The 23,285-nt window shown below is 61.0% G+C and carries 22 protein-coding genes; 9 read left to right on the top strand and 13 right to left on the bottom strand.

Translation table 11 applies throughout. From position 1 onward, the window contains the following. Positions 1-24 precede the first annotated feature (24 nt). Together AC1DU9_RS11900 and AC1DU9_RS11895 are read left to right on the top strand one after the other, a co-directional pair. Complete coding sequence (locus AC1DU9_RS11900; RefSeq protein WP_223456633.1) at positions 25-1,158, top strand: TIGR03364 family FAD-dependent oxidoreductase; 1,134 nt, start codon at positions 25-27, stop codon at positions 1,156-1,158. After that, the gene (locus tag AC1DU9_RS11895; protein WP_223456635.1) at positions 1,158-1,715 is read left to right on the top strand and encodes a phosphonate degradation HD-domain oxygenase; all 558 of its coding nucleotides are present in this window, start codon (positions 1,158-1,160) and stop codon (positions 1,713-1,715) included. The genes AC1DU9_RS11900 and AC1DU9_RS11895 overlap by 1 nt, the downstream gene beginning before the upstream one ends. A 150-nt stretch (positions 1,716-1,865) precedes the next feature. Here AC1DU9_RS11895 and AC1DU9_RS11890 read toward each other — a convergent pair whose 3' ends face one another. Further along, positions 1,866-3,242: a GTPase/DUF3482 domain-containing protein gene (locus AC1DU9_RS11890; RefSeq protein WP_223456636.1), complete on the bottom strand. Its 1,377-nt coding sequence runs from the start codon at positions 3,240-3,242 to the stop codon at positions 1,866-1,868. Further along, on the bottom strand, positions 3,235-4,605 hold the full coding sequence (locus AC1DU9_RS11885; RefSeq protein ID WP_223456638.1) for a DUF2868 domain-containing protein: 1,371 nt from the start codon (positions 4,603-4,605) through the stop codon (positions 3,235-3,237). The genes AC1DU9_RS11890 and AC1DU9_RS11885 overlap by 8 nt, the downstream gene beginning before the upstream one ends. Positions 4,606-4,690: 85 nt before the next feature. On the opposite strand from AC1DU9_RS11885, the gene AC1DU9_RS11880 reads away from it, so the two are divergent. After that, a complete protein-coding gene (locus AC1DU9_RS11880; protein WP_223456639.1) occupies positions 4,691-5,203 on the top strand; it encodes a dihydrofolate reductase in 513 nt (170 codons plus the stop codon). 116 nt (positions 5,204-5,319) lie between these two features. Here AC1DU9_RS11880 and AC1DU9_RS11875 read toward each other — a convergent pair whose 3' ends face one another. Next, a complete protein-coding gene (locus AC1DU9_RS11875) occupies positions 5,320-6,711 on the bottom strand; it encodes an L-cystine transporter (protein WP_223456640.1) in 1,392 nt (463 codons plus the stop codon). A gap of 241 nt (positions 6,712-6,952) precedes the next feature. Here AC1DU9_RS11875 and AC1DU9_RS11870 point away from each other — a divergent pair, with 241 nt between their 5' ends. Both AC1DU9_RS11870 and AC1DU9_RS11865 read left to right on the top strand, forming a co-directional pair. After that, on the top strand, positions 6,953-8,008 hold the full coding sequence (locus AC1DU9_RS11870; RefSeq protein WP_223456641.1) for an HAD family hydrolase: 1,056 nt from the start codon (positions 6,953-6,955) through the stop codon (positions 8,006-8,008). A gap of 326 nt (positions 8,009-8,334) precedes the next feature. Then, positions 8,335-8,604 (top strand): DUF6124 family protein, encoded by a 270-nt coding sequence (locus tag AC1DU9_RS11865; protein ID WP_411740677.1) that lies wholly within the window; start codon positions 8,335-8,337, stop codon positions 8,602-8,604. 58 nt (positions 8,605-8,662) lie between these two features. On the opposite strand, the gene ilvD is transcribed toward AC1DU9_RS11865, so the two are convergent. The 3 genes from ilvD to AC1DU9_RS11850 form a co-directional block, all read right to left on the bottom strand. After that, entirely contained in the window at positions 8,663-10,504 is a 1,842-nt protein-coding gene (gene ilvD / locus AC1DU9_RS11860) for a dihydroxy-acid dehydratase (RefSeq protein ID WP_223456642.1), read from the bottom strand. A gap of 358 nt (positions 10,505-10,862) precedes the next feature. Then, on the bottom strand, positions 10,863-11,321 hold the full coding sequence (locus tag AC1DU9_RS11855) for an REP-associated tyrosine transposase (protein WP_223456643.1): 459 nt from the start codon (positions 11,319-11,321) through the stop codon (positions 10,863-10,865). Positions 11,322-11,525: 204 nt separating this feature from the next. Continuing rightward, positions 11,526-12,722 (bottom strand): class I SAM-dependent rRNA methyltransferase, encoded by a 1,197-nt coding sequence (locus AC1DU9_RS11850; RefSeq protein ID WP_477810193.1) that lies wholly within the window; start codon positions 12,720-12,722, stop codon positions 11,526-11,528. 153 nt (positions 12,723-12,875) lie between these two features. Between AC1DU9_RS11850 and AC1DU9_RS11845 the strand changes: the two genes are divergently transcribed. Together AC1DU9_RS11845 and mutM are read left to right on the top strand one after the other, a co-directional pair. After that, on the top strand, positions 12,876-13,745 hold the full coding sequence (locus tag AC1DU9_RS11845; protein ID WP_223456645.1) for an HDOD domain-containing protein: 870 nt from the start codon (positions 12,876-12,878) through the stop codon (positions 13,743-13,745). 32 nt (positions 13,746-13,777) lie between these two features. Continuing rightward, a complete protein-coding gene (gene mutM, locus AC1DU9_RS11840; RefSeq protein WP_223456647.1) occupies positions 13,778-14,590 on the top strand; it encodes a bifunctional DNA-formamidopyrimidine glycosylase/DNA-(apurinic or apyrimidinic site) lyase in 813 nt (270 codons plus the stop codon). A gap of 143 nt (positions 14,591-14,733) precedes the next feature. Here the strand turns inward: mutM and AC1DU9_RS11835 are convergent, their stop codons facing one another. The 5 genes from AC1DU9_RS11835 to AC1DU9_RS11815 all read right to left on the bottom strand — a co-directional run bounded on the left by AC1DU9_RS11835 (position 14,734) and on the right by AC1DU9_RS11815 (position 19,528). Then, a complete protein-coding gene (locus tag AC1DU9_RS11835) occupies positions 14,734-14,985 on the bottom strand; it encodes a YfhL family 4Fe-4S dicluster ferredoxin (protein WP_003195146.1) in 252 nt (83 codons plus the stop codon). Positions 14,986-15,193: 208 nt separating this feature from the next. Beyond that, positions 15,194-15,673 (bottom strand): pantetheine-phosphate adenylyltransferase, encoded by a 480-nt coding sequence (coaD, locus tag AC1DU9_RS11830; protein ID WP_223455913.1) that lies wholly within the window; start codon positions 15,671-15,673, stop codon positions 15,194-15,196. A 115-nt stretch (positions 15,674-15,788) separates the two neighbouring features. Beyond that, positions 15,789-17,384, bottom strand: coding sequence for a GMC family oxidoreductase (locus AC1DU9_RS11825; RefSeq protein WP_223456649.1), 1,596 nt, complete (start codon positions 17,382-17,384; stop codon positions 15,789-15,791). Positions 17,385-17,524: 140 nt separating this feature from the next. After that, on the bottom strand, positions 17,525-18,070 hold the full coding sequence (locus tag AC1DU9_RS11820; RefSeq protein ID WP_223456652.1) for a twin-arginine translocation pathway signal protein: 546 nt from the start codon (positions 18,068-18,070) through the stop codon (positions 17,525-17,527). A 27-nt stretch (positions 18,071-18,097) separates the two neighbouring features. Beyond that, positions 18,098-19,528 (bottom strand): coniferyl aldehyde dehydrogenase, encoded by a 1,431-nt coding sequence (locus AC1DU9_RS11815; RefSeq protein ID WP_223456654.1) that lies wholly within the window; start codon positions 19,526-19,528, stop codon positions 18,098-18,100. A 145-nt stretch (positions 19,529-19,673) separates the two neighbouring features. Here AC1DU9_RS11815 and AC1DU9_RS11810 point away from each other — a divergent pair, with 145 nt between their 5' ends. After that, on the top strand, positions 19,674-20,345 hold the full coding sequence (locus AC1DU9_RS11810) for a TetR/AcrR family transcriptional regulator (protein ID WP_223456657.1): 672 nt from the start codon (positions 19,674-19,676) through the stop codon (positions 20,343-20,345). Between the two features lie 34 nt (positions 20,346-20,379). Continuing rightward, positions 20,380-21,234, top strand: coding sequence for a sulfurtransferase (locus AC1DU9_RS11805; protein WP_223456659.1), 855 nt, complete (start codon positions 20,380-20,382; stop codon positions 21,232-21,234). Between the two features lie 138 nt (positions 21,235-21,372). Here the strand turns inward: AC1DU9_RS11805 and AC1DU9_RS11800 are convergent, their stop codons facing one another. Both AC1DU9_RS11800 and AC1DU9_RS11795 read right to left on the bottom strand, forming a co-directional pair. Continuing rightward, on the bottom strand, positions 21,373-22,206 hold the full coding sequence (locus AC1DU9_RS11800; RefSeq protein ID WP_223456661.1) for an AraC family transcriptional regulator: 834 nt from the start codon (positions 22,204-22,206) through the stop codon (positions 21,373-21,375). Positions 22,207-22,210: 4 nt separating this feature from the next. Further along, positions 22,211-23,230: a hydrolase gene (locus AC1DU9_RS11795; protein WP_411740675.1), complete on the bottom strand. Its 1,020-nt coding sequence runs from the start codon at positions 23,228-23,230 to the stop codon at positions 22,211-22,213. Positions 23,231-23,285: the final 55 nt, after the last annotated feature.

Raw genomic sequence — 23,285 nt, 5'->3', positions numbered from 1 at the left:
GTCTTGAATTCAGGACAATTCGTCATGACACAACACAACGACATGCTGATCGTCGGCGCCGGCATCCTGGGTTTGTCCCACGCGTATGCCGCCGCCAAGCGCGGTCTCAAGGTCACGGTTTTCGAGCGCAGCGAAACGCCCCTTGGCGCTTCGGTGCGTAACTTCGGCCAGGCACTGGTCACCGGCCAACCGCCGGGGCCGATGCTGGAGCTGGCCCGGGCCAGTCGCGAAATCTGGGGCGACTGGGCGCAACTCGCCGGCCTGCAACTCAAGCGCAATGGCTCGTACCTGTTCGCCCGCACCGAAGCAGAAGAACAGTTGCTGGAAGCCTTCTGTGACGGCCGCGCCGTAGAGCACGGCTACCGTGTCGATCTGCTGCACGGTGCTGCATTGCGCGATTTGTACGGCGGCCAGTTCCGCCATCATCGCGCGGCGTTGCACGGCATGGACGACCAGCAACTGTATTCCCGCGAAGCGATTCCGGCGCTGATCGACTTCCTGCGCCGCGACCTGGGCGTCGAGTTTCACTTCTCTACCCTGGTGCGCGATATCGAGCCGGGTCGCCTGTACAGCACCGCCGGCAGCTTCAGTGCCGAGCAGATCATCGTCTGTTCCGGCCACGATTATCAGACCTTGCTGGCCGAACAGATCGCCGAACTCGACCCGCAAATCTGCCGCCTGCAAATGCTCCGCGCCCGACCGCAAATCAACCTGAACCTGCAACATGCATTACTCACCGGTTTGAGTTGCGTGCACTACGGCGCCTTCGCTGACTTGCCGGAAGCTGCAGCGGTGCAGGCCGAGATTCTGCGACACGCGCCGCACCTGCACGAAAACGGCATCCACTTGCTGATCAGCCCGACGCCCTATGGCGAGCTGATCATTGGCGACTCGCACCATTACGGCAGCGATCCATCGCCCTTCAATGCCGAGCGGGTCGACGACTGGATGATCGAATTGGCCGAGCAGACCCTGGGCTGCAAGGTGCAAGTGGTCGAACGCTGGCAGGGTGTCTATGGTTCACGGGGCCCGGGGCCCTTCTCGTTCCTGCGCCCGGCAAAAGGCCTGGGCGTGGCATTGATGCACACTGGTGTCGGCATGAGCGTCGGGCCGGCGATGGCCGAGCGAAACGTCGCCACGGTACTGGAGGAAATCTGATGGAACGCAATAAGCAAGTGATTGCCGAGGTGTTCGGTTTGTACGAGCGCTTTGGCGACAGCGACTACATCGGCGAGCCGGTGTCGCAGATCGAGCACATGTCCCAGGCGGCGCAACTGGCCATGGACGAAGGCTTCGACGATGAAGTGATTTTAGCGGCGTTCTTCCACGACATCGGGCATATCTGCACTGAAAGCGCGGAGAACATGGGTGGCTTCGGTGTGGTCAGCCATGAGCGCCTCGGCGCCGACTACTTGCGCCAGGCCGGTTTCAGCGAGCGCATGGCGCGGCTGGTCGAGTATCACGTTCAGGCCAAGCGTTATCTGACACTAAAGGAGCCTGGCTACTACGAGCGCCTGAGCGAAGCCAGTCGTCAAACCCTGGAATATCAGGGCGGGGTGATGACGGCTGTAGAGGCAGAGGCGTTCGAGCAGGACCCGCTGTGTGCCGTGAGTTTGCGCATGCGCCAGTGGGATGAATTGGCGAAAGAGATGCATGTGCCGGTGATTGATCTGGCAGTGTTGAAGGGCAAAGCGGTGCGGCTGTTGGCTGCATAAAGCCTTTGAACCGAGGCGCGGCCATCGCGAGCAAGCTCGCTCCCACATTGGATCTGTGTCTGGACACAGATTGATGTCCCAGCACAAAACCCTGTGGGAGCGAGCTTGCTCGCGATGGCGTCAGCCCAGGCAACACAAGTGTTCCTGCCTCTACAGCTGTTGTGCCAGAACCTCCACCTGCTCCTGCCGCTCCGCCTGATTCAATTTGGGATGAGGATTGAGCGACGACCACTGCGGATGCGCCCGCGCCTTGTTCAAAGCCTCGGGCAGCTTGCCTTCGCGCCAGCTCTTGTCCAGGGGTGTGGCCACCTGGATGCTGTCCATCGCCGCATGCCCACGGGCATTGAGTGCTTGCAGCAATTGCCGCTGGCGCAGCGCCAACAGCCGCAGCACATTGTCATCCACCGTCAGTTCGCGCTGGCCCTTGAGCTTGCCGAGCAAGCGACTGCCATAACTGCGTGCGGTTTGCAGGGCGCCGCCGGCAATCGCTCCGGCCAATGCCGCTGCGCCTAGCGTGATGCCACCGACCAGCAGATCAACCCCGGCCCCGGCGGCAGCACCCGCGGCGATACCGCCACCGACCCGCACGCCCAGTTGTTTCAGGGTTTCCGGATTGAACAAATCGTCGCCCCAACGACCGTCGAGCAGCGGCAAATCACCCGCAGCGGCATCCTGTGGGCGGAAGGCGTACAGCTTGAGCAGGGCCTCGACGCAACGCTGCTCGCGCTGGCGCACGGCTTTGCGCAGTTCGCTGATCGCCTGTTGTTCCTGCTCGGTGTCACTGACCACGCTGCGCCGGCAAGCTGCGCAATCGATCAGCAATTCGGCAATCAATCGCTCTGCGCTTTGTTGGCGAGCCAGACGTTGGGCTTGCTGATCGGCGATCAGGCGTTCCAGTTGTGGCCGCGCGGTTTCCAGCAGCAGGGCGAGACTTTCATAGAGTCGGCGTTCGCCATCCTCTGGCGGCGCGACGCTATCGAAACGCACCAGGGCATGCAGGCCCAGCCGCGCCAGCGCTTCACGCCATGCTGGCTCGCGGTGGTTGGCGCTGCTGACGAAGTTCAGCACCGGCAGCAAGGGTTTGCCGCAATTGGCCAGTACTTCCAGCTCGTCGCGATACTTGGCCAGCACCGGCTCCCGGGCATCGATCACATAGAGCCCGGCGTCCGACGCCAGCAACTGGCGCAGCACTTTGGCCTCCTGTTCGAAGCGTTGTCGGGCTTCGCTACCCTCAAGGAAACGCGTCAGGCGTGCCGGGCCGTCGAGGCGTTCGCCGGGACGCTCCAGGCGTTCGAGGTAATCGAGCAGGGCGATGGCGTCTTCCAGTCCGGGGGTGTCATAAAGGTCGAGCAACGGCTCGCCGTCCACCGACAATCGTGCGCCCTCGACATGCCGCGTGGTGCTGGGGCGATGGGACACTTCACCGAAGCCGACGTCGCGGGTCAGGGTGCGCAGCAACGAGGTTTTACCGACGTTGGTGTGGCCGACCACGGCGAGTTTCAGAGGCTGTTTCCAGGTGTCAGTCATGACCCGTCTCCAGCCAGTTCATCGGTGCACAATCGGCAAACGGCAGCTCAAGCTGTTGCAGCGCCACGTGCCAGTCGCCGAGGCGTTCGGCGTCCAGCGCTTCGCCGGGGGGCGCCTGCAACAACCACACGCGGGTGGCGCTGGCGCTGCGGGCCAGTTCGGCAATCAAGGCCAGGCTGCCGCGATCCGGCGAACGCCGTGGATCGCACGCAATGGCCAGGCGCGCCGGGGGAAAGCGGCTCAGTTGTTCGAGGAGTTTGTGCCGCGATTCGCGGCTGTCGAGGATGCCGGCGTTGCTCACGTTTTTCGGCAATTGCGGTGGCCACGGGCGCTGGTCGTCCAGCTCGATGGCGACCAGTAACGCGCCGTCGCTTTGCTGTTCAGTCACGCCGCTTTCCACGCGATGCAGCTGCGCGGGTGCCACATCGCTGACGCCGAGGCGCTCGCTGGTGGGCATCAAGCGTTCGCGCAGTTGTGCGTAACCGGGCAGGTTCAAATCCAGACGCAGCGCCGTTTGCCCGGTCTTCCAGCGCCACAGGCAAAACAGCGCCAGCAGCAGGCGCGGCACAACGCCGTAGACCAGCAAGACGCCGACCAGCCACGCGGCCCAGGCCTGGCGGGCACTTTCGATGTTCAGTGCGGCATCGCCACTGGCGCGGATCATTTCCTCGGTCGGTACGCTGAAGCCGAGCAGGGCCGGTAGCACGCCAAGCGCCTGAGTGACGGCGATAAAAGTGTCGGCACTGAGGATCGTGGTTTCCCAGACGAAGCCGTAGCGCCGGGTCGCCATCAACATCAGCAGGATCACCAAGGCGCTGATCATCGCCAGCAACCACAGGCTGTTGACCAGCACACCGATGGCCCAGCGATTGAGTTTCTGGCGTTGCAGCAACAGGAGCAGGGCCGGAGCCAGTTGCGCGGCTTTGGCGTCACGCGCGAGTTTTTCGCTGAGCCACAGCCACGGGCGTGCGAGGCTGGCGCCTTGTTCACCGGCGAACACCAGTCCCAGGGCCCAGCTCAGCAGCAGGATCAGATTGAGCCCGAGCAGGCTGCCCAAGGCCCAGAACACATTCACCGGGTGCAGGCCGTCGCCCAGTGCAGCAAAGGCCAGGCCGGCGCCGCTGACCACGGCCAGCACCGCCATGACAATCAGCGCCAGTCTCGCACCTTGCAGCCAGTGTTTGAGGGCCGTAGCCAGGCCATCGCGTTCAGCCAGCCATAGGGCCCGGCGTTGAATGCGCGACGGCAAATCGCCGCCGGCGCTGCGGGCCAGTCGGTTGGCTTCAAGGTCTTCCAGAGGACCTGCGTGTTCTTCGCGCAGTCGAATGGTTTCTGTCAGCCAGAGGGTATTGAGTTCAGTCACGCGGCATCCCGTCGCTTAATTGAGCTGTGAGCATAACCGCTGTGGCGCTTATCGGCGAAAGCCCGGCTCTGCTATCCTCGCCGGCATGACTAAATCACTCCCTCTCAGCCTGATCGCAGCCCTCGGTGAAAACCGCGTGATCGGCGTCGACAACAGCATGCCCTGGCACTTGCCGGGGGACTTCAAATATTTCAAGGCCACCACCCTCGGCAAACCGATCATCATGGGGCGCAAGACCTGGGATTCCCTGGGGCGCCCGTTGCCCGGCCGCTTGAACATCGTGGTCAGCCGTCAGGCAGATCTGCTGCTCGAAGGCGCGGAGGTTTATCCGTCGCTGGAAGCCGCCGTCATTCGTGCCGAAGCATGGGCGAAGGAACAGGGTGTCGATGAGCTGATGCTGATTGGCGGTGCGCAGTTGTATGCGCAAGGGCTGGCCCAAGCCGATCGGTTGTACCTGACCCGCGTGGCGCTGAGTCCGGAAGGGGATGCGTGGTTTCCGGAGTTTGATTTGAACCAGTGGAAACTGGTGTCGAATGTGCCGAACCCGGCGGAAGGCGACAAACCGGCGTACAACTTCGAAGTATGGGAAAAAGCCTAAAAGCATCGCGAGCAAGCTCGCTCCCACAGTGTTTTGAGGTGAAACACAAATTGTGTGAACACAACAGATCCCTGTGGGAGCGAGCTTGCTCGCGATAGCGGTCTATCAGACGCTACTCAAGCCTGCGCCAACGCCGAATGCTCATCCGCATCCAGCAGCGCCTTATCCGTCTGCTGCATCACCTGACTGGTAATCGCCCCGGCCGTCATCGAACCACTAACGTTCAACGCCGTACGCCCCATATCAATCAGCGGCTCGACCGAAATCAGCAACGCCACCAGCGAAACCGGCAAGCCCATCGCTGGCAGCACGATCAGCGCGGCAAACGTCGCACCGCCGCCAACCCCGGCCACACCGGCCGAACTCAGCGTGACAATCGCCACCAGCGTCGCGATCCACAGCGGGTCCAGCGGATTGATGCCCACGGTCGGCGCCACCATTACCGCCAACATCGCCGGGTACAGGCCGGCACAACCGTTCTGGCCAATGGTCGCGCCGAACGAAGCGGCGAAACTGGCGATGGACTGCGGAATGCCCAGACGACTGGTCTGGGCTTCGATGCTCAGCGGAATCGTCGCAGCGCTGGAACGGCTGGTGAAGGCAAACGTCAGCACCGGCCAGATCTTGCGGAAGAAGCGCAGCGGATTGATCCCGGCAACCGACACCAGCACGCCATGCACCACAAACATCAGGCCCAGGCCGATGTAAGACACCACGACAAAACTGCCGAGCTTGATGATGTCTTGCAGGTTGGAACCGGCGACCACTTTGGTCATCAGCGCCAGTACGCCATACGGGGTCAGCTTCATCACCAGGCGCACCAGGCGCATCACCCAGGCTTGCAAGGTGTCGATGGCGTTGATCACTTTCTGACCTTTTTCGGCATCATCCTTGAGCAATTGCAGGGCCGCGACACCCAGGAACGCCGCGAAAATCACCACGCTGATGATCGAGGTCGGTTTGGCCCGCGCCAGATCGGCAAACGGGTTCTGCGGGATGAACGACAGCAGCAACTGCGGCACGTTAAGGTCAGCGACCTTGCCGGCGTAATCGGTCTGGATGGTTTGCAGCCGCGCCATTTCCTGGGTGCCGGCCACAAGGCCTTCGGCGGTCAGGCCGAACAGGTTGGTCAGGCCGATGCCGATCAGCGCTGCAATGGCGGTGGTGAACAGCAGCGTGCCGATGGTCAGGAAGCTGATCTTGCCCAGCGACGAAGCGTTGTGCAGACGGGCCACGGCGCTGAGGATCGAGGCGAATACCAGCGGGATCACGATCATTTGCAGCAGTTGTACATAACCGTTGCCTACCAGATCGAACCAACCGATCGAGGCTTTCAGCACCGGGTTGCCGGCACCGTAAACGGCGTGCAAGGCCACACCGAACGCCACGCCCAGCACCAGCGCGAGCAGGACTTTTTTCGCCAGGCTCCAAGTGGTGTGGCGGGTTTGCGCGAGGCCCAGGAGCAGGGCGAGGAACACCAGCAGATTGAGGATCAGCGGCAGATTCATGAGAACTCCGAGTGAGACTTGTGCCAGCTACCATCCGGGGCAGCTGCGAACGGGCAAGCCTAACAGCTTGAAAACTAATGAATTAATATCAAAAACGTATGGTATTCGTCGCTTTTGGAATAAGCGGATGTCGCTGTCAGAAATGCAACTGGCGCGAAAGGGACGCGGGCGGTCGCTGACAGACGAGGACTGTCACACTTATTTGTTAGCGTCGATATCTTTCATTCAGGGAGAAACGCAGATGAAGTTCGCACCGAAACTACTGGCCGCAGCACTTTGCCTCGGCCTCGCCGGCCAGGTCCTCGCCACGGATCTGAAACACTGGCCGGCCGATCAGGCCAAGGCGCTGGACGCGATGATCGCCGCCAACGCCAACAAAGGTAACTACGCGGTGTTCGACATGGACAACACCAGTTACCGCTACGACCTCGAAGAGTCGTTGCTGCCGTTCATGGAGAACAAGGGCCTGATCACCCGCGACAAGCTCGATCCCTCCCTGAAACTGATGCCGTTCAAGGACACCGCCGACCACAAGGAAAGCCTGTTCAGCTACTACTACCGCCTCTGCGAAGTCGACGACATGGTCTGCTATCCATGGGTCGCCCAAGTGTTCTCCGGCTTCACGCTCAAGGAACTCAAGGGCTATGTCGACGAAATGATGGCGTCCGGCAAACCGGTGCCGGCCACTTATTACGAAGGTGATGTGGTCAAGAAACTCGACGTCAACCCGCCGAAAATCTTCACCGGCCAGCAAGAGCTGTACAACAAACTGATGGAGAACGGCATCGAGGTCTACGTGATGACCGCCGCCTCCGAAGAACTGGTGCGCATGGTCGCGGCCGATCCGAAGTACGGCTACAACGTCAAACCGCAGAATGTGATCGGCGTGTCGCTGCTGCTCAAGGATCCGAAGACTGGCGAGCTGACCACCGCGCGCAAGCAGGTCACCGCCGGCAAATATGACGAGAAGGCCAACCTCGGCCTGGAACTGACCCCGTACCTGTGGACCCCGGCGACCTGGATGGCCGGCAAGCAGGCGGCGATCCTGACCTACATCGACGAGTGGAAAAAACCGGTGCTGGTGGGCGGCGACACCCCGAGCAGCGATGGTTACATGCTGTTCCACAGTGTTGACGTGGCCAAGGGCGGTATCCACCTGTGGGTCAATCGCAAGGACAAGTACATGACCCAGATCAACGGCATGATGGCCAAGAATGCCGCAGCCCAGTCCAAGGAAGGCTTGACCGTGACTGCCGACAAGAACTGGGTGATCGTCAAGCCGGAAGACATCCAGTAAGACCGCGGCGCCGCCATCGTCGGAACGCCGCCCGGACCAAGCTCGCTCCCACAAAGATCTCGGGTGAAACACAGACTGTGTGAGCACCGAAGATCCCCTGTGGGAGCGAGCTTGCTCGCGATGAGGCCCGTCAGTGCAATGAAAGACCCCGCTTGAAAGACATCTCCTGACAGTCACACCCTACGCATTCTTGCGCAAGGGACTACGACTACGCCAGAATCCGCCGGCTTGTGCGTCTGGGTACCGGCTTCTATCGTTTCCGCGTCGCTGAACATCAGTGATCGGGTTTGGTAGCCCGTGTTCACCTCGGCGCATTGCGCCACCCTTTGCAGGGTTCGTTTCTGTCTCTGCTCATATGGTGGCCATGCGCAGGGCATCTTCGGACGCGCCGGGTTCCTGGTGACCGGTCTACCAACCTGCGTATGGCCGCCACCCACGCCTGCGAACCCCTCGCCTCGGCCAATGTGATGGCCAGCGATTTCGCCGGACTGCTGGAAGGCTCGCAACGCAGCACAATGCTGGGGATTGCGCAGGTGATCATGCTGGGCGAGTTGGCGGTGAATCAGGTGTTGGATAACCTCGACCCTCAGGAATAGCGCGGACAAAAAAATACCCCGCACTTGGCGGGGCATTTTCATGTTCGATGCTTAAGCCTTACAGCCCGTCAAGCATCGCCTTGTTACGTACAGCACCCTTGTCGGCACTGGTCGCCAGCAGGGCGTAGGCTTTCAGCGCGGTGGTCACTTTACGTGGACGCACTTCCACCGGTTTCCAGCCTTTCTTGTCCTGCTCGACCCGGCGTGCAGCCAGTTCTTCGTCGCTGACCAACAGGTTGATCGAGCGGTTCGGAATGTCAATCAGCACCTTGTCGCCGTCCTGCACCAGGCCAATCGCGCCGCCGGCAGCCGCTTCAGGCGAAGCGTGGCCGATGGACAGGCCCGAGGTGCCGCCGGAGAAACGGCCGTCGGTGAGCAGGGCGCAGGCTTTGCCCAGGCCTTTGGATTTCAGGTACGAAGTCGGGTAGAGCATTTCCTGCATGCCCGGGCCGCCTTTCGGGCCTTCGTAGCGAATGATGACGATGTCGCCTTCCTTCACTTCGTCGGCGAGGATGCCGCGCACGGCGCTGTCCTGGCTTTCGAAGATCTTCGCGTTGCCTTCGAACACGTGGATCGACTCGTCGACGCCGGCGGTTTTCACCACGCAGCCGTCCAGGGCGATGTTGCCGTAGAGAACGGCCAGGCCGCCTTCTTGCGAGTACGCGTGCTCGACACTGCGGATGCAACCGTTTTCACGGTCGTCGTCCAGGGTTTCCCAGCGGGTCGACTGGCTGAACGCGGTTTGCGTCGGGATGCCTGCCGGACCGGCCTTGAAGAAGTGGTGCACCGCTTCGTCGGTGGTCTGGGTGATGTCCCACTTGGCGATGGCTTCTTCCATGCTGCGGCTGTGCACGGTTGGCAACTGGGTGTGCAGCAAACCGCCACGGGCCAGCGAGCCGAGGATGCTGAAGATCCCGCCGGCGCGGTGCACGTCTTCCATGTGGTACTTCTGAATGTTCGGCGCGACCTTGCACAGTTGCGGCACGTGACGGGACAGACGGTCGATGTCGCGCAGGTCGAAATCGATCTCGGCTTCCTGGGCAGCGGCCAGCAAGTGCAGGATGGTGTTGGTGGAACCGCCCATGGCGATGTCCAGGGTCATGGCGTTTTCGAACGCCTGGAAGTTGGCGATGTTGCGCGGCAACACCGACTCATCGTTCTCGCCGTAATAACGCTTGCACAGCTCGACGATGGTGCGCCCGGCCTGCAGGAACAGCTGCTCACGGTCGCTGTGAGTGGCCAGGGTCGAACCGTTGCCCGGCAATGCCAGGCCCAGGGCTTCGACCAGGCAGTTCATCGAGTTGGCGGTGAACATGCCGGAGCACGAACCGCAGGTCGGGCAGGCGCTGCGCTCGTACTCAGCGACTTTCTCGTCAGAAGCGCTGGAGTCGGCGGCGATCACCATGGCGTCGACCAGGTCGAGGCCGTGGGAGGCGAGTTTGGTCTTGCCGGCCTCCATCGGGCCGCCAGAGACGAAGATCACCGGGATGTTCAGGCGCAGGGCGGCCATCAACATGCCAGGGGTGATCTTGTCGCAGTTGGAAATGCACACGATCGCGTCGGCGCAGTGGGCGTTGACCATGTACTCGACGGAGTCGGCAATGATTTCGCGGCTCGGCAGCGAATAGAGCATGCCGTCGTGGCCCATGGCGATGCCGTCGTCGACGGCGATGGTGTTGAATTCCTTGGCCACGCCGCCAGCGCGTTCGATCTCGCGGGCGACCAGTTGCCCCAGGTCTTTGAGGTGCACGTGGCCCGGTACGAACTGGGTGAAGGAGTTGGCAATGGCGATGATCGGCTTCTTGAAGTCGTCATCTTTCATCCCCGTGGCGCGCCACAGTGCGCGGGCGCCGGCCATGTTGCGGCCGTGGGTGGATGTTTTCGAGCGGTAATCAGGCATGAAGCACTCCGGGCGGCTAATCAGGTATCAAAAGGGAAGTGAGCTTCTATTGACGTCTGGAACACTCAGAAATGGCCGCGTGTCCGGAAGTTGCCGATAACTTTGCGGGATCGCCGCGCGCTTCAGCTTGAGCTCATAAACCCGCCGGGGATGACTGGCGATGAATGTTCGCGATTCTACACGGCTGGCGGCTGGAGGGAATGGTTGCAAGCATTCACGAGACGTGCGGAAAGAGGCAATCCTGCAGGAGCGAGCATGCTCGCGATGAACCCAAGAACGCCGCGGGGTGTCAGGTTGCCAGCGTTATCGTTGACGATCATCGCGAGCATGCTCGCTCCTACAGAGGGGGAAAGGGGCGTCAGAGCCAGATAGCGTCCCAGAGTGGGTAATCGCCGATATGGTCGACGAGGCCTGCGCGTAGGGGGTTGGCGATGATGTATCGAGCAGCGGCTTTCAGGTCTTCCTCCCGACGCAGAGCCCTGTCGAAATAACCTCTCTGCCATAGCCTCTCGGGCTGGCCTCGCTTGAGATTGATAGCGCGGGCACTTCGAGCTTTGGTGGCTTGCATCAGTTTCGGCAAATCACCGTTGTGTAACTCGAGCAGCCAGTGAAAGTGATCCGGCATGACTACCCAAGCGATAGATGTGGCATTTCCTGTTTCATGAGCCTTTCTGAATTCATGCACGAGAAGGCGCCCCATGCGCCAGTCTTTGAAGAACGGGGTTCGCTCGTGGGTAACAGCGGTGAGCAGATAGATGCGGCCATGTTCTGAGTGCCGGCCGGTGCGTAAACGGTGGCCGTGTGGCGTGCTGGACATTCCGTTGTCCTCTTCTGTGATTGGAAGAGAAAACGTTAGACGCCACAGGCGAGGCTGTCGTAATGACAGAGAATCAAAATGTGTCGCTGTCTGTAGGAGCGAGCATGCTCGCGATGGTCGTCAACGATAACGCTGGCGACCTGACACCCCGAGGTGCTTTGTCGTCCATCGCGAGCAAGCTCGCTCCTACAGTGGTTTGCGGTTTTAGCTATTCGGCAACAACCGGCAAGTAATGCTCTTGATATAGCGCGTCTCGGCAATGGCCGGATGCACCGGATGATCCGGACCCTGACCGCCACGCTCCAGCATCTGGATATTGCGGTCCAGGTGGCGGGCGCTGGTCAGCAGGATGTTCTGCAGGTCGTCTTCCGGCAGGTGCATCGAGCACGATGCGCTGACCAGGATGCCGTCCTTGGTGAGCAGGCGCATGGCTTGCTCGTTCAGGCGGCGGTAGGCGCCTTCGCCGTTTTTCATGTCTTTCTTGCGTTTGATGAACGCCGGCGGGTCGGCCACGATCACGTCGAAGCGTTCTTCGCTGGCTTTCAGCTCTTTGAGGGCTTCGAACACGTCGCCTTCGATGCAGGTCATTTTCTCGGCAAAGCCGTTCAGTGCGGCGTTGCGCTCGACACCGTCAAGGGCGAAGGCCGAGGCGTCGACGCAGAACACTTCACTGGCGCCGAATGCAGCGGCTTGTACGCCCCAGCCACCGATGTAGCTGTACAGATCCAGTACGCGCTTGCCTTTGGCGTAAGGGGCCAGGCGGGCGCGATTCATGCGGTGGTCGTAGAACCAGCCGGTTTTCTGGCCTTGAATGACTGGCGCTTCGAATTTCACGCCGTTCTCTTCGAGGGCAACCCACTCCGGCACCAGGCCGAACACGGTTTCGACGTAGCGGGTGAGGCCTTCGGCGTCACGGGCAGCGGAGTCGTTCTTGAACAGGATGCCGCTTGGCTTGARCACCTGGGTCAGCGCCGCGATCACGTCGTCTTTATGGGCTTCCATGGTGGCCGAAGCGATCTGTACCACGAGGATGTCGCCGAAACGGTCAACCACCAGGCCCGGCAGCAGGTCGGAGTCGCCGTAGACCAGGCGATAGAACGGCTTGTCGAACAGGCGCTCGCGTAGCGACAGGGCCACGTTCAGGCGATGCACTAGCAGCGACTTGTCTAGCGGCAACTTGATGTCGCGCGACAGCACACGGGCGCAGATCAGGTTGTTCGGGCTCATGGCAACGATGCCCAGCGGCTTGCCGCCGGCGGCTTCGAGGATCGCCTGGTCGCCGGCCTTGAAGCCGTGCAAAGGCGTAGCGGCTACATCGATTTCGTTGCTGTAGACCCACAAGTGACCGTTGCGCAGACGACGGTCGGCGTTGGCTTTGAGGCGCAGGCTAGGCAGGGACATGTCGTCGCTCCGGAAAAAAGAGCGGGAGTATAGCGTGTTGAGCCCCCGGATTGGCCTGCAAGTGGACATGTGGCGAGGGTTGTCTTGCGATTTGGTATGTCGGATCCAACTTCATAAAGGTTAGAATCGGTGTCTGACCCAGAGTGTGCACAAATGTCCCAAGAGCTGACATCCGAACAGATCCAACAAGCCCTGCAGGGCATCAGCGTACCGGCCCAGCCGCAAATCATGGTGGATTTGCAGATGGAGCAGTACATGCCCGACCCGGATCTGGAAGTCATCGCCAGGCTGATTTCCCAGGACCCGGGTCTTTCCGGCTCCCTGCTGAAGATCGTCAATTCGCCGTATTACGGCCTGAGTAACAAGATTGCCTCGATCCAGCGCGCGGTAAATCTGCTGGGCAGCCGCTCGGTCATCAACCTGATCAACGCGCAGTCGATCAAGGGCGAGATGAATGACGACACCATTGTCACCCTGAACCGTTTCTGGGACACCGCCCAGGACGTGGCCATGACCTGCCTGACCCTGGCCAAGCGCATCGGCGTTGAGAATGGCGACGAAGCGTATGCCCTGGGCCTGTTCCACGACTGCGGCGTGCCCTTGATGCTCCAGCGTTTCCCCGACTACATGGGTGTTCTGGAGCAGGCCTATGCCAGCGCCAGTGCCGAATGCCGGGTGGTGGATACGGAGAACCAGGTGTTCAATACCAATCACTCGGTGGTCGGGTATTACACGGCCAGGTCGTGGCGCTTGCCGGAGCACGTGAGCGCGGCGATCGCCAATCACCACAATGCCCTGGCGATCTTCAGCGATGAGTCGTCGCGCAACAGTTCGCTGAAGAACCTGCTGGCGATACTGAAAATGGCCGAGCATATTTGTGCTTCTTATCGGGTACTGGGTAACCAGACCGAAGATCACGAGTGGAACAGCATCGCGGCGCTGGTGCTCGATTATGTCGGCCTCTCGGACTACGACTTCGAGACACTCAAGCAGACGATCCGCGACCTCGGCACTCATCGCTGAGTGTCGGAACTTTCTTCTTTCAAGAGCACACCATGCCGGAACTGCCAGAAGTCGAAACCACCCGTCGCGGCATCGCGCCGTACCTGGAAGGCCAGCGCGTCAGCCGGGTGATCGTGCGTGATCGGCGCCTGCGCTGGCCGATTCCCGAGGACCTCGATGTGCGCCTGTCCGGCCAGCGCATCGTATTGGTGGAGCGGCGCGCCAAGTACCTGCTGATCAATGCCGAAGTCGGTACCTTGATCAGTCATTTGGGCATGTCAGGCAATTTGCGTCTGGTGGAGGTCGGGCTGCCGGCGGCCAAGCATGAGCATGTGGACATCGAGCTGGAGTCGGGCCTGGCCCTGCGTTACACCGACCCGCGGCGCTTCGGCGCGATGCTCTGGAGCCTCGACCCGCTCAATCACGAATTGCTGATTCGCCTGGGGCCGGAACCGCTGACCGACCTGTTCGATGGTGAGCGCCTGTTCCAGCAGTCCCGTGGCCGCTCGATAGCGGTCAAGCCGTTCATCATGGACAACGCGGTGGTGGTGGGCGTCGGCAATATCTATGCGACCGAAGCGTTGTTCGCCGCCGGGATCGACCCGCGCCGCGAAGCCAGGAGCATTTCCCGGGCGCGTTACTTGAAGCTGGCCATCGAGATCAAGCGCATCCTGGCGGCCGCCATCGAGTGTGGCGGTACCACGCTGCGGGACTTTATCGGTGGTGATGGTCAGCCCGGTTATTTCCAGCAGGAACTGTTCGTGTACGGCCGTGGCGGCGAACACTGCAAGGTCTGTGGCACGGGGCTGCGGGAAGTGAAGCTCGGGCAGCGTGCCAGCGTTTTTTGCCCGCGTTGTCAGAGCTGATACGCGCGACAATCCGTTAGAGATTCGGCGTGGCTGATGGCCTCATCGCGAGCAAGCTCGCTCCCACAGGGGTTTGTGAACGACACAGATCCAGTGTGGGAGCGAGCTTGCTCGCGATGAGGCCCGAAAGAGCACTACATCATTCAAGCCTTACCGGTAATTTTCCGGTACTTCTCCATCAACTGTTCTTCAGTCTCCGGATGAGCTTCGTCCAGTGGAATGCAATCCACCGGGCAGACTTGCTGGCACTGCGGTTCGTCGTAGTGGCCGACGCACTGGGTGCACAGGTTCGGGTCGATCACGTAGATCTCTTCGCCTTGGGAAATGGCGGCGTTCGGGCACTCGGGTTCGCAGACGTCGCAGTTGATGCAATCGTCGGTGATGATCAGGGACATGCTAACTCCAGCCGGGGCGGCAAGCCCGGGCGCAATAAACCAATGCGCACAATTGTGCCGCATTGGCGCCTGCGTTGCACGCAGGTGCGACGTACTGTAGGAGCCAGCCTGCTGGCGATGAACCCGAGAACGCCGGGGGGTGTCAGGTTTCCCGCGTTATCGTTGACGTCCATCGCGAGCAGGCTCGCTCCTACAGTTTGCGGGGGGGTTATTTCTTGAAGCGTTCGGTCAGGGCATCCGCCACCACAGGGTGCACGAACTTGGTGATATCGCCGCCCAGGGCTGCGATTTCACGGACCAGCGTCGAGGAAATGAACGAGTAGCGTTCGGACGGGGTCAGGAACAGGCTTTCCACATCCGGCGCCAGTTGGCGGTTCATGTTGGCCAGCTGGAATTCGTATTCGAAGTCTGACACCGCGCGCAAACCACGCAGGAACACGTTGGCGTTCTGCTCTTTGGCGAAGTGCGCCAGCAGCGTCGAGAAACCGACGACTTCAACGTTCGGCAGATGTTTAGTGACCTCGCGCGCCAGTTCTACCCGTTGTTCCATAGGAAACAACGGGTTTTTCTTGGGGCTCGCGGCAACGGCAATGATCACGTGATCGAACAGGCGCGAGGCGCGTTCGACCAGATCGCCATGGCCCTTGGTAATAGGGTCGAAGGTACCTGGGTACAACACTCGGTTCATCGCGTCGTCCTGGCGGGAATCCGTTGGGGAGTCGGATGGTATCGCAGCCTTCCCGGTCGGCCAAGTCGCCTGTTGGGTAAGAAAGCACTATAGACGATGGGAATTATCGTTATTTTCATGGTTTTTTTAAACGTTCGGCCAGGGATGTCGCCAGTTGTGCCGTCAGTCCGTAGACCGACAGCTGCGGGTTGGCGCCAATGCTAGTGGGGAACAGCGAGCCGTCGTGAATCGACAGATTGCCCAGTTGATGATGCCGGCCGAGGCTGTCGGTCACCGCGATTGTCGGGTCTTCACCCATGGCACAACCGCCCATCACATGGGCACTGCCCAGGCGTGTGCGATACAGCTCCAGGCTCAGGCCGTCGATCAGCGTGCGCGCTTCGGCGAGGGTCTTCACGTAGCGGGCGTCGGCGTGCATCGGCATCACGGCCTTGGCGCCACCGGCAAACTGGATCTCGGCCATGGTATGGAACGCCCGGCGCAATCCATCCCAGGCGTAAGGCGAGAGCTGATAATCCAGCACCGGTGTGTCATCGCTGCGCAATTCGACGCTGCCACCGGGGCTGTCCGGGTGAAAGCCGTCCCGCAGTAAAGCCAGCATGGCGTGGGTATGCGGCAGATTGGCCATGTGTTGCGAATTCTCCTGGCCGAACCCGCCGAGCAGTGTTGTGGCCAGCGCCGGGTGCAGGGGCGGGACTTCCAGTTTGTAGGACATCTTGCCGGTGGTGCCGTCCTGCCATTGGAAATGGTCGGAATAAATCGACTGCGGCGCGCCGTAGAACGGGTTGACCACTTCGTCGAACAACGCGGCGGACATGTTCACCGGGTGCAGGAAGGTGCGTTTTCCCAGGCGCTTGTGCGGGTCGGGTGCCCCGGAGCGCATCAGCAAGGCCGGGCTGTTGATGCCGCCACCGGACAGCACGAAATGCCGCGCCTTGACCGTGATGGTGCGCCCGGTCGGTGCGACGCAGCGTTCATCCATCGCCGAACATTGCAGGCCGGTGACCTTGTCACCGCTGATGTTAAGTTTTTCGGCGCGGGCCAGGTAAAGCAGCTCGCCACCTTTTTCCAGGGTCGCCGGAATGGTCGTAACCATCATCGATTGCTTGGCGTTGGTCGGGCAGCCCATGCCGCAGTAGCCGAGGTTCCAGCAGCCGCGAACGTTGCGCGGGATGACATGCCACGAGTAATTCAGTGCTTCGCAGCCCTTGCGGATCACATCATTGTTGGCGTTGGGCGGCACCATCCACGGCGCGACGCCCAGGCGTTGCTCCATTTTTTCGAACCACGGCGCCATTTCCGCCGGGCTATGGCCCTTGACGTTGTGCTCTTTGGCCCAGTGTTCCAGGGTCGGTTCCGGAGTGCGGAAACTGGAAGTCCAGTTGATCAGCGTGGTGCCGCCCACCGCCCGGCCCTGGAGGATGGTGATCGCGCCGTCCTTGCTCATGCGGCCGATGCCTTCCTGATAAAGGCTGCTGTAGGCTTGGTCTTCGAGCAGCTTGAAGTCGCTGCTGGTCTTGAGCGGGCCTTCCTCGATCAGCAGCACTTTGTAGCCGGCTGCGCTGAGGATTTCAGCCGTGGTGCCGCCGCCGGCTCCGCTGCCGATGATCGCCACGTCCGCTTCGAGTGCCAGGTCCTGGGTCAGTTGCGAGCCATTGTAGGTTTTCCAGCCTCGGGCCATGCCTTCGCGGAACGGATCGGGTACGGGCATCTTCGGGTTCTCTTTTTATTGTTGGAGTAGGCGGTGAAGCGGCTGGCCCCATCGCGAGCAAGCTCGCTCCCACATTGGTTCTGCGTCGTTCATAAATCCCCTGTGGGAGCGAGCTTGCTCGCGATGGGGTCGACTCGATTTCAGACTGTTGGCGGCCCGGGATACCCGCAATGCGCCCACGATTCTTTGCGGCCGTACCAGGCCATCATCACCAATTGCAGCAAAGAACTGTGACCCATGCGCAACAGGCTCAATGAGCTATTTTCCCAGCGGTTCAGAAACTGCCGGATATCATCGGCGCTGGCGTTTTCCCAGCTGCTCCAGATCCCGGTCAGCGGTCCACGGGTCACGGCCATGCCCAACACATCGAACAGTTGCTGGGTCAGTTTGAGCATTTCCGGTGACAAGTGAGCGAGGTTGTAATCAAGGCTTTTCAGTGTGCCCTCGACAGCCTCGGGCATCCGTTCGGAAGTTACGGCACCATCGAGCATGACTGGAATCAACGCCCGCAAAAACAGCAGGTCGCCGCTTCGCAACGTGACGAAGCCACTGGCCGGAACACTCGACGAACAGCCGCTGAGGCTGGCGCCCAATCCGGCAGTGGCGAGAAAGGCGCTGGCGCCGAGGCTGAATTTAAGTAGCCCGCGCCGTGACAGCGCGGGTGTATCGCAAAGGCTGGGGTTCATTATTGTTATTACCCGACGGTGAGATCGTTAGCGGATGAACAGCTTCTGGATCAGCTTCTGGATCGATTTGCCATACGGCGGGTAAATCAGTTTCGCCGCGTTGAAGCGCTGCTTGATCAGCACGCCCTTGGCCTTGCTGAAGGTCAGGAACCCTTCATGACCATGATAATGACCCATGCCCGAGGCACCGATACCGCCGAACGGCATGTCGTCCTGGGCGACGTGCAGCAGCGTGTCGTTCAGGCACACGCCACCGGAATGGGTTTCGTGCAGCACGCGYTGTTGTTCGCGCTTGTCGTAGCCGAAGTAATACAGCGCCAGTGGGCGCGGGCGCTGGTTGATGTAGGCAAATGCCTGGTCCAGATCCTTGTACGGCACGATCGGCAGCAGCGGTCCGAAAATCTCGTCCTGCATCACCGTCATCTCGTCGGTGACATTGAGCAGCAGGCTATGGCTCATGCGTCGGCCCTGGCCCTGGTCGAACAGCGGCATCAGCAGCGCACCCTTGCTGGTGGCGTCGCTGACGTAGCCGTTTAGGCGCGCCAGTTGTCGCTCATTGATGATCGCGGTGTAGTCCGGGTTGTCGGCCAGCGTCGGATAAAACCCGCGGACGGCTGTGCGATAGGCTTCGACGAAACCTCCGACGCGATCCTCCGGCACCAGTACGTAGTCAGGGGCCACGCAGGTCTGGCCGGCGTTCAAGGTTTTGCCGAAGGCGATGCGCTCGGCGGCGTCCTTGAGCGGCACGTCGCGGGAAACAATGGCCGGGGACTTGCCACCCAGTTCCAGGGTTACCGGGGTCAGGTTTTCCGCGGCGGCGCGCATGACGTGTTTGCCGATGCTGGTGGCGCCGGTGAACAGCAGGTGATCGAACGGCAGGCGTGAAAACGCCACGCCCATATCGGCCTCGCCCAGGACCACGCAAACCAGGTCTTCGGGGAAGATGCGCGCCAGCAACTGCTTCATCAGCAAGCCGGTAGCGGGAGTCGATTCACTGAGCTTGAGCATCACCCGATTGCCCGCCGACAGCGCGCCGACCAGCGGGCCGATGGCCAGGTACAGCGGGTAGTTCCACGGCACGATGACCCCGACCACGCCCAGCGGTTGGTAAACGACTTTGGCCGAAGCCGGCTGGAAGGCAGCGCCCACCTTGCGCCGCGACGCTTTCATCCAGCCCTTGAGGTGTTTGCTGGCGTAATGGATGCCGTGCAGGCTGGGCATCAGTTCGGCGAGCAGGGTTTCATCGGCGCTACGATGGCTGAAGTCCTGGCTGATCGCATCGATCAGGGCCTGGCGTTCATTGTTCAACAAATCCTTCAGCGCCTTGAGCCATTGTTGGCGCTGCGCGGCGGGTGGCATCGGGTTGGCGGCGTAGGCGGCACGCTGGGCGTCGAACAGGGCCTGAAGCTCTTCCAGCGGCTGCTGTAGGTTCTGCAGGTAGGAAATTTCAGCAGTCATGGTCGGCTCCGGATTTATTGTAATGGGGCACTTTCTAGAGTCTATACTCTAAAAAGTCAAATGACATCCTGTAACAGCTTTGTTTTATCCACTCGCGGATAGATCTAAGATGCCCGTCAACGCACTCTGAATTAAAGCCCAAGCCATGGCCCCACGGATCAAAACCAGCGAGCGCATCGTGCAGAACAGCCTGGAGCTGTTCAATCAACAGGGCGAGCGCAGCATCAGTACCAACCACATCGCTGCCCATATGGAAATTTCCCCGGGCAACCTGTACTACCACTTCCCCAACAAGCAGGCGATCATCGCTGTGCTGTTCAGCGAATACGAGAGCCTGGTGGACAGCTTCCTGCGCCCGCCCCAGGGCCGTACTGCCACGGTGGAAGACAAACGCTTCTACCTCAAGGAGCTGCTGGCGGCGATGTGGCGTTACCGGTTTCTGCATCGCGATCTCGAACATTTGCTCGACAGCGATCCGGACTTGGCCGACCGCTATCGACGTTTCTCTCAGCGCTGCCTGATCCAGGGTTCGGCGATCTACGAAGGCTTCGTCGCCGCTGGCATCCTGAAGATGGACAAGGTGCAGATCGAATCCCTGACGCTCAATGCCTGGATCATCCTCACGTCCTGGGTACGTTTCCTGTGCACCACGCGGGAGAATTCCAGCCACTTGAGCGAGCAGGCCATTAAACGCGGGGTGTATCAGGTTTTGGTGCTGGAAGCCGGGTTTGTCACGGATGAGGCCCGCGATGCGGTCAATGCCTTGTTCGAAGAGTTTTACGTGCCCCTGGCCCAGGCGCTTGAGGAAGTGTCGTAGGATCGAAGTCCGATAAAAATCACAGGAGCCCGTTATGCCCATTGCGCAATTGATCAGCCCGCAAGCACTGGACCTGAAAAAGGACCAGCCGGGGCTGGTGATTCTGGATTGTCGTTTTGCCCTCGAAGACCCGGATTACGGTCAGCGCAGCTATGCCGAAGGGCACATTGCCGGTTCGAGCTATGCTGACCTTGAGCGTGATCTGAGTGGCGCCGTGGTCAAGGGCGTGACCGGGCGTCATCCGTTACCCGAACCCGTGCAATTGATCGAGCGCCTGCAAGCCTGGGGCATCAACGCCGATAGCGAAGTGGTTTTGTACGACGATGGTCCGGGTGCCTATGCGGCGCGGGCCTGGTGGCTGCTGGCATGGTTGGGTAAGCGCGATGGCGTATTCATCCTCGATGGCGGACTCAAGGCCTGGCATGCGGCGGGGTTGCCGTTGAGCCTGGATACGCCGGCGATCACCCGTGGCTCCTTCACCGGCAGTCCTGATACGGCGTTGCTGATCAGTGCCGAGCAGTTGCAAAAGCGCCTCGCCCGGCCGGAACTTACCCTGCTCGATGCCCGCGCACTGCCGCGATTCAAGGGTGAAGTGGAACCGATCGACCCGGTTGCCGGGCACATTCCCGGTGCCCAGTGCGCGGCGTTTACCGACAACCTGGGCGCAGACGGGCTCTTCCTGTCGGCCGATCAGCTCAAGCAGCGTTTCGCCGCAAAACTGGGTGATCGTTCGCCGACCGATCTGGTGGCGTACTGCGGTTCCGGCGTGACGGCGTGCCACAACCTGTTTGCGTTGTGTCTGGCCGGTTATCCGCTGGGTTCGTTGTATGCCGGGTCGTGGAGCGAATGGATCAACGAGCCTGCGCGGGGCATTGCCACTGGCGAATGAACGCCACGAAACCCTGTGGGAGCGAGCTTGCTCGCGATGGGGCCATTACATTCAATAGTGATGCTGATTGTTAAGCCGCCATCGCGAGCAAGCTCGCTCCCACAGGGATGGATGGTGTTTGTGAGACCTTGTTAAACCTCAAGTCCCCCGCTTTGCACTGCGATACGCCCCCGGCCCAACCCCATACACTTGCTTGAACTGCCGGCTCAGATGGCTCTGGTCGGCAAACCCAAGTTGCATTGCGACTTCCAGCGGTAAACAACCACTTTGCAGCAACGTCCGCGCCCGGGCGATGCGCTGTTGCATCAGCCAGGTGTGTGGCGGCATGCCGGTGGCGCGGCGGAACACTCGGGCGAAATGGAATGGCGAGAGATTGACCGCCGCCGCCAGTGTCTCCAGTGAGGGCGGTGCTGCCAGTTGCGCCTGCAGCAATTCCTTGGCCAGGCTCACGGCCCGGTGTTCCTTGCCGGGTTTGCCGGCATCGGGCACCGCCGCATGACGCTGCAACAGCGACAGCACCAGTTCGCGCCAGACCGTTTGTTGCTGCAATGCGGTGGCGGGGCTTTCCAGCAGGCGGTGGAGTTGGCAGAAACCGTTCACCAGATCCTGATCGCGATACAGCGTGGCACCGAAGGCCGGCAAGTGGTGGGTCGGCAATTCGAGTTCGGCCAGCAGCGAGGTTATCTGTCCGCTGTCCGGATAAAACGCCCGGTACAGCCAGCCATCCTCGGTACCTTTATGACCGGTGTGCAATTCATCGGGGTTGATCAGCACCAGCGTGCCGCTGCCCGCCAGGTGTTCGGCACCGCGATAACGATAACGCTGGGCGCCGGCCATGATCATGCCGATCACATAGCCGTCATGCACATGGGGCGCGAAACGATGATCGATGTAGCGGGCGGACAACAACTCGACCCCGGCCAGTGGTGCGGTTTGCCAGAAATGAATCGACTCGCCCTGATCGCTGACCATGGCTTTACTTGCGAGCCACGGCGGCCAGCCACTCGGGGATGCGCCGTTCCAGGTAGTAACCCGGTTGCCTGAGCGTGCCGTCTACGAATCCGACGTGCCCGCCCTTGGCTTGCAGTTCAAATTGCGTACAGGCGGACAATTCATCGACGTGCGGCAGGCTGTGGGGAAATACGAAGGGGTCGTCGGCCGCCTGAATCATCAGGGTCGGGGTGCGAATTTCGCCGAGGAAGTAGCGGCTCGATGCGCGGCGATAGTAATCCTCGGCATCGACAAAGCCGTTCAGCGGTGCGGTAACCCGGCCATCGAAATCCCAGAACGTGCGCATGTTTTCCAGTGAGCCAAGTGCGGCCAATGCGGCCAGGCCATCCTCGTGTCCGTCATGCTGGAACTGCCGCTGTTTGTTCTTGATGTAGGCGAGCATCTCGCGCATGAAATGCGCCTGATAGACCTTTGAGAAACCCTGGTCGATACGGTCGGCGCAGTGGTCCAGGCGGAACGGCACCGACACCGCCACGGCGCCCATCAAGTCGCTGTCGGTACCGGTTTCGCCCAAATGCTTGAGCAGGATATTGCCGCCCAATGAGTAGCCGACAGCATACAGCGGAGCGAGAGGCCGTTTGGCCCGCAAGTGCCTGATGGTTTCGGCCAGGTCTTCGCTGGCGCCGGAATGGTAGCTGCGCGGCAACAGGTTGGGTTCGCCTGAACAGCCGCGCCAGTTCAACGCGACACTGGCCCAACCCCGCTCGCCCAAGGCTTTTTGCATGCCGGCGACATAAGGCGAATTCGAGGAGCCGGTGAGCCCGTGCAACACGAGCACCAAGGGTGCGTCGGCGCTGTGCGGGCCGTGCCAGTCGAGATCGAGAAAATCGCCGTCTTCAAGCCAGAGACGTTCGCGTTCGCGGCCGATGTGCACGGTTTTACGCCACAGAGGCCCCCACAAGGTTTGCAAGTGCGGATTGCCGATGCCAAAGGCGGGGGTAAAGGACGGCGGTGAGGCCAGTGTGGGGTGCGATTGCACAGTCATTCTCGGTGGAAGTGTTCATGAGTCTGCCCGAAGACGCGGCGGGACAGCGCCGCAA

Source organism: Pseudomonas sp. P4_C1, assembly GCF_056402155.1.
This window is presented reverse-complemented; position numbering and strand designations above follow the sequence as displayed.

Bases quoted from the DNA above. Each gene is read 5' to 3' on its own strand.
- AC1DU9_RS11900 (WP_223456633.1), top strand. From the start codon at position 25: ATGACACAACACAACGACATGCTGATCGTCGGCGCCGGCATCCTGGGT.
- AC1DU9_RS11895 (WP_223456635.1), top strand. From the start codon at position 1,158: ATGGAACGCAATAAGCAAGTGATTGCCGAGGTGTTCGGTTTGTACGAG.
- AC1DU9_RS11890 (WP_223456636.1), bottom strand. From the start codon at position 3,242: ATGACTGACACCTGGAAACAGCCTCTGAAACTCGCCGTGGTCGGCCAC.
- AC1DU9_RS11880 (WP_223456639.1), top strand. From the start codon at position 4,691: ATGACTAAATCACTCCCTCTCAGCCTGATCGCAGCCCTCGGTGAAAAC.
- AC1DU9_RS11875 (WP_223456640.1), bottom strand. From the start codon at position 6,711: ATGAATCTGCCGCTGATCCTCAATCTGCTGGTGTTCCTCGCCCTGCTC.
- AC1DU9_RS11870 (WP_223456641.1), top strand. From the start codon at position 6,953: ATGAAGTTCGCACCGAAACTACTGGCCGCAGCACTTTGCCTCGGCCTC.
- ilvD (WP_223456642.1), bottom strand. From the start codon at position 10,504: ATGCCTGATTACCGCTCGAAAACATCCACCCACGGCCGCAACATGGCC.
- AC1DU9_RS11855 (WP_223456643.1), bottom strand. From the start codon at position 11,321: ATGTCCAGCACGCCACACGGCCACCGTTTACGCACCGGCCGGCACTCA.
- AC1DU9_RS11845 (WP_223456645.1), top strand. From the start codon at position 12,876: ATGTCCCAAGAGCTGACATCCGAACAGATCCAACAAGCCCTGCAGGGC.
- mutM (WP_223456647.1), top strand. From the start codon at position 13,778: ATGCCGGAACTGCCAGAAGTCGAAACCACCCGTCGCGGCATCGCGCCG.
- AC1DU9_RS11835 (WP_003195146.1), bottom strand. From the start codon at position 14,985: ATGTCCCTGATCATCACCGACGATTGCATCAACTGCGACGTCTGCGAA.
- coaD (WP_223455913.1), bottom strand. From the start codon at position 15,673: ATGAACCGAGTGTTGTACCCAGGTACCTTCGACCCTATTACCAAGGGC.
- AC1DU9_RS11825 (WP_223456649.1), bottom strand. From the start codon at position 17,384: ATGCCCGTACCCGATCCGTTCCGCGAAGGCATGGCCCGAGGCTGGAAA.
- AC1DU9_RS11820 (WP_223456652.1), bottom strand. From the start codon at position 18,070: ATGAACCCCAGCCTTTGCGATACACCCGCGCTGTCACGGCGCGGGCTA.
- AC1DU9_RS11810 (WP_223456657.1), top strand. From the start codon at position 19,674: ATGGCCCCACGGATCAAAACCAGCGAGCGCATCGTGCAGAACAGCCTG.
- AC1DU9_RS11805 (WP_223456659.1), top strand. From the start codon at position 20,380: ATGCCCATTGCGCAATTGATCAGCCCGCAAGCACTGGACCTGAAAAAG.
- AC1DU9_RS11800 (WP_223456661.1), bottom strand. From the start codon at position 22,206: ATGGTCAGCGATCAGGGCGAGTCGATTCATTTCTGGCAAACCGCACCA.
- AC1DU9_RS11795 (WP_411740675.1), bottom strand. From the start codon at position 23,230: ATGACTGTGCAATCGCACCCCACACTGGCCTCACCGCCGTCCTTTACC.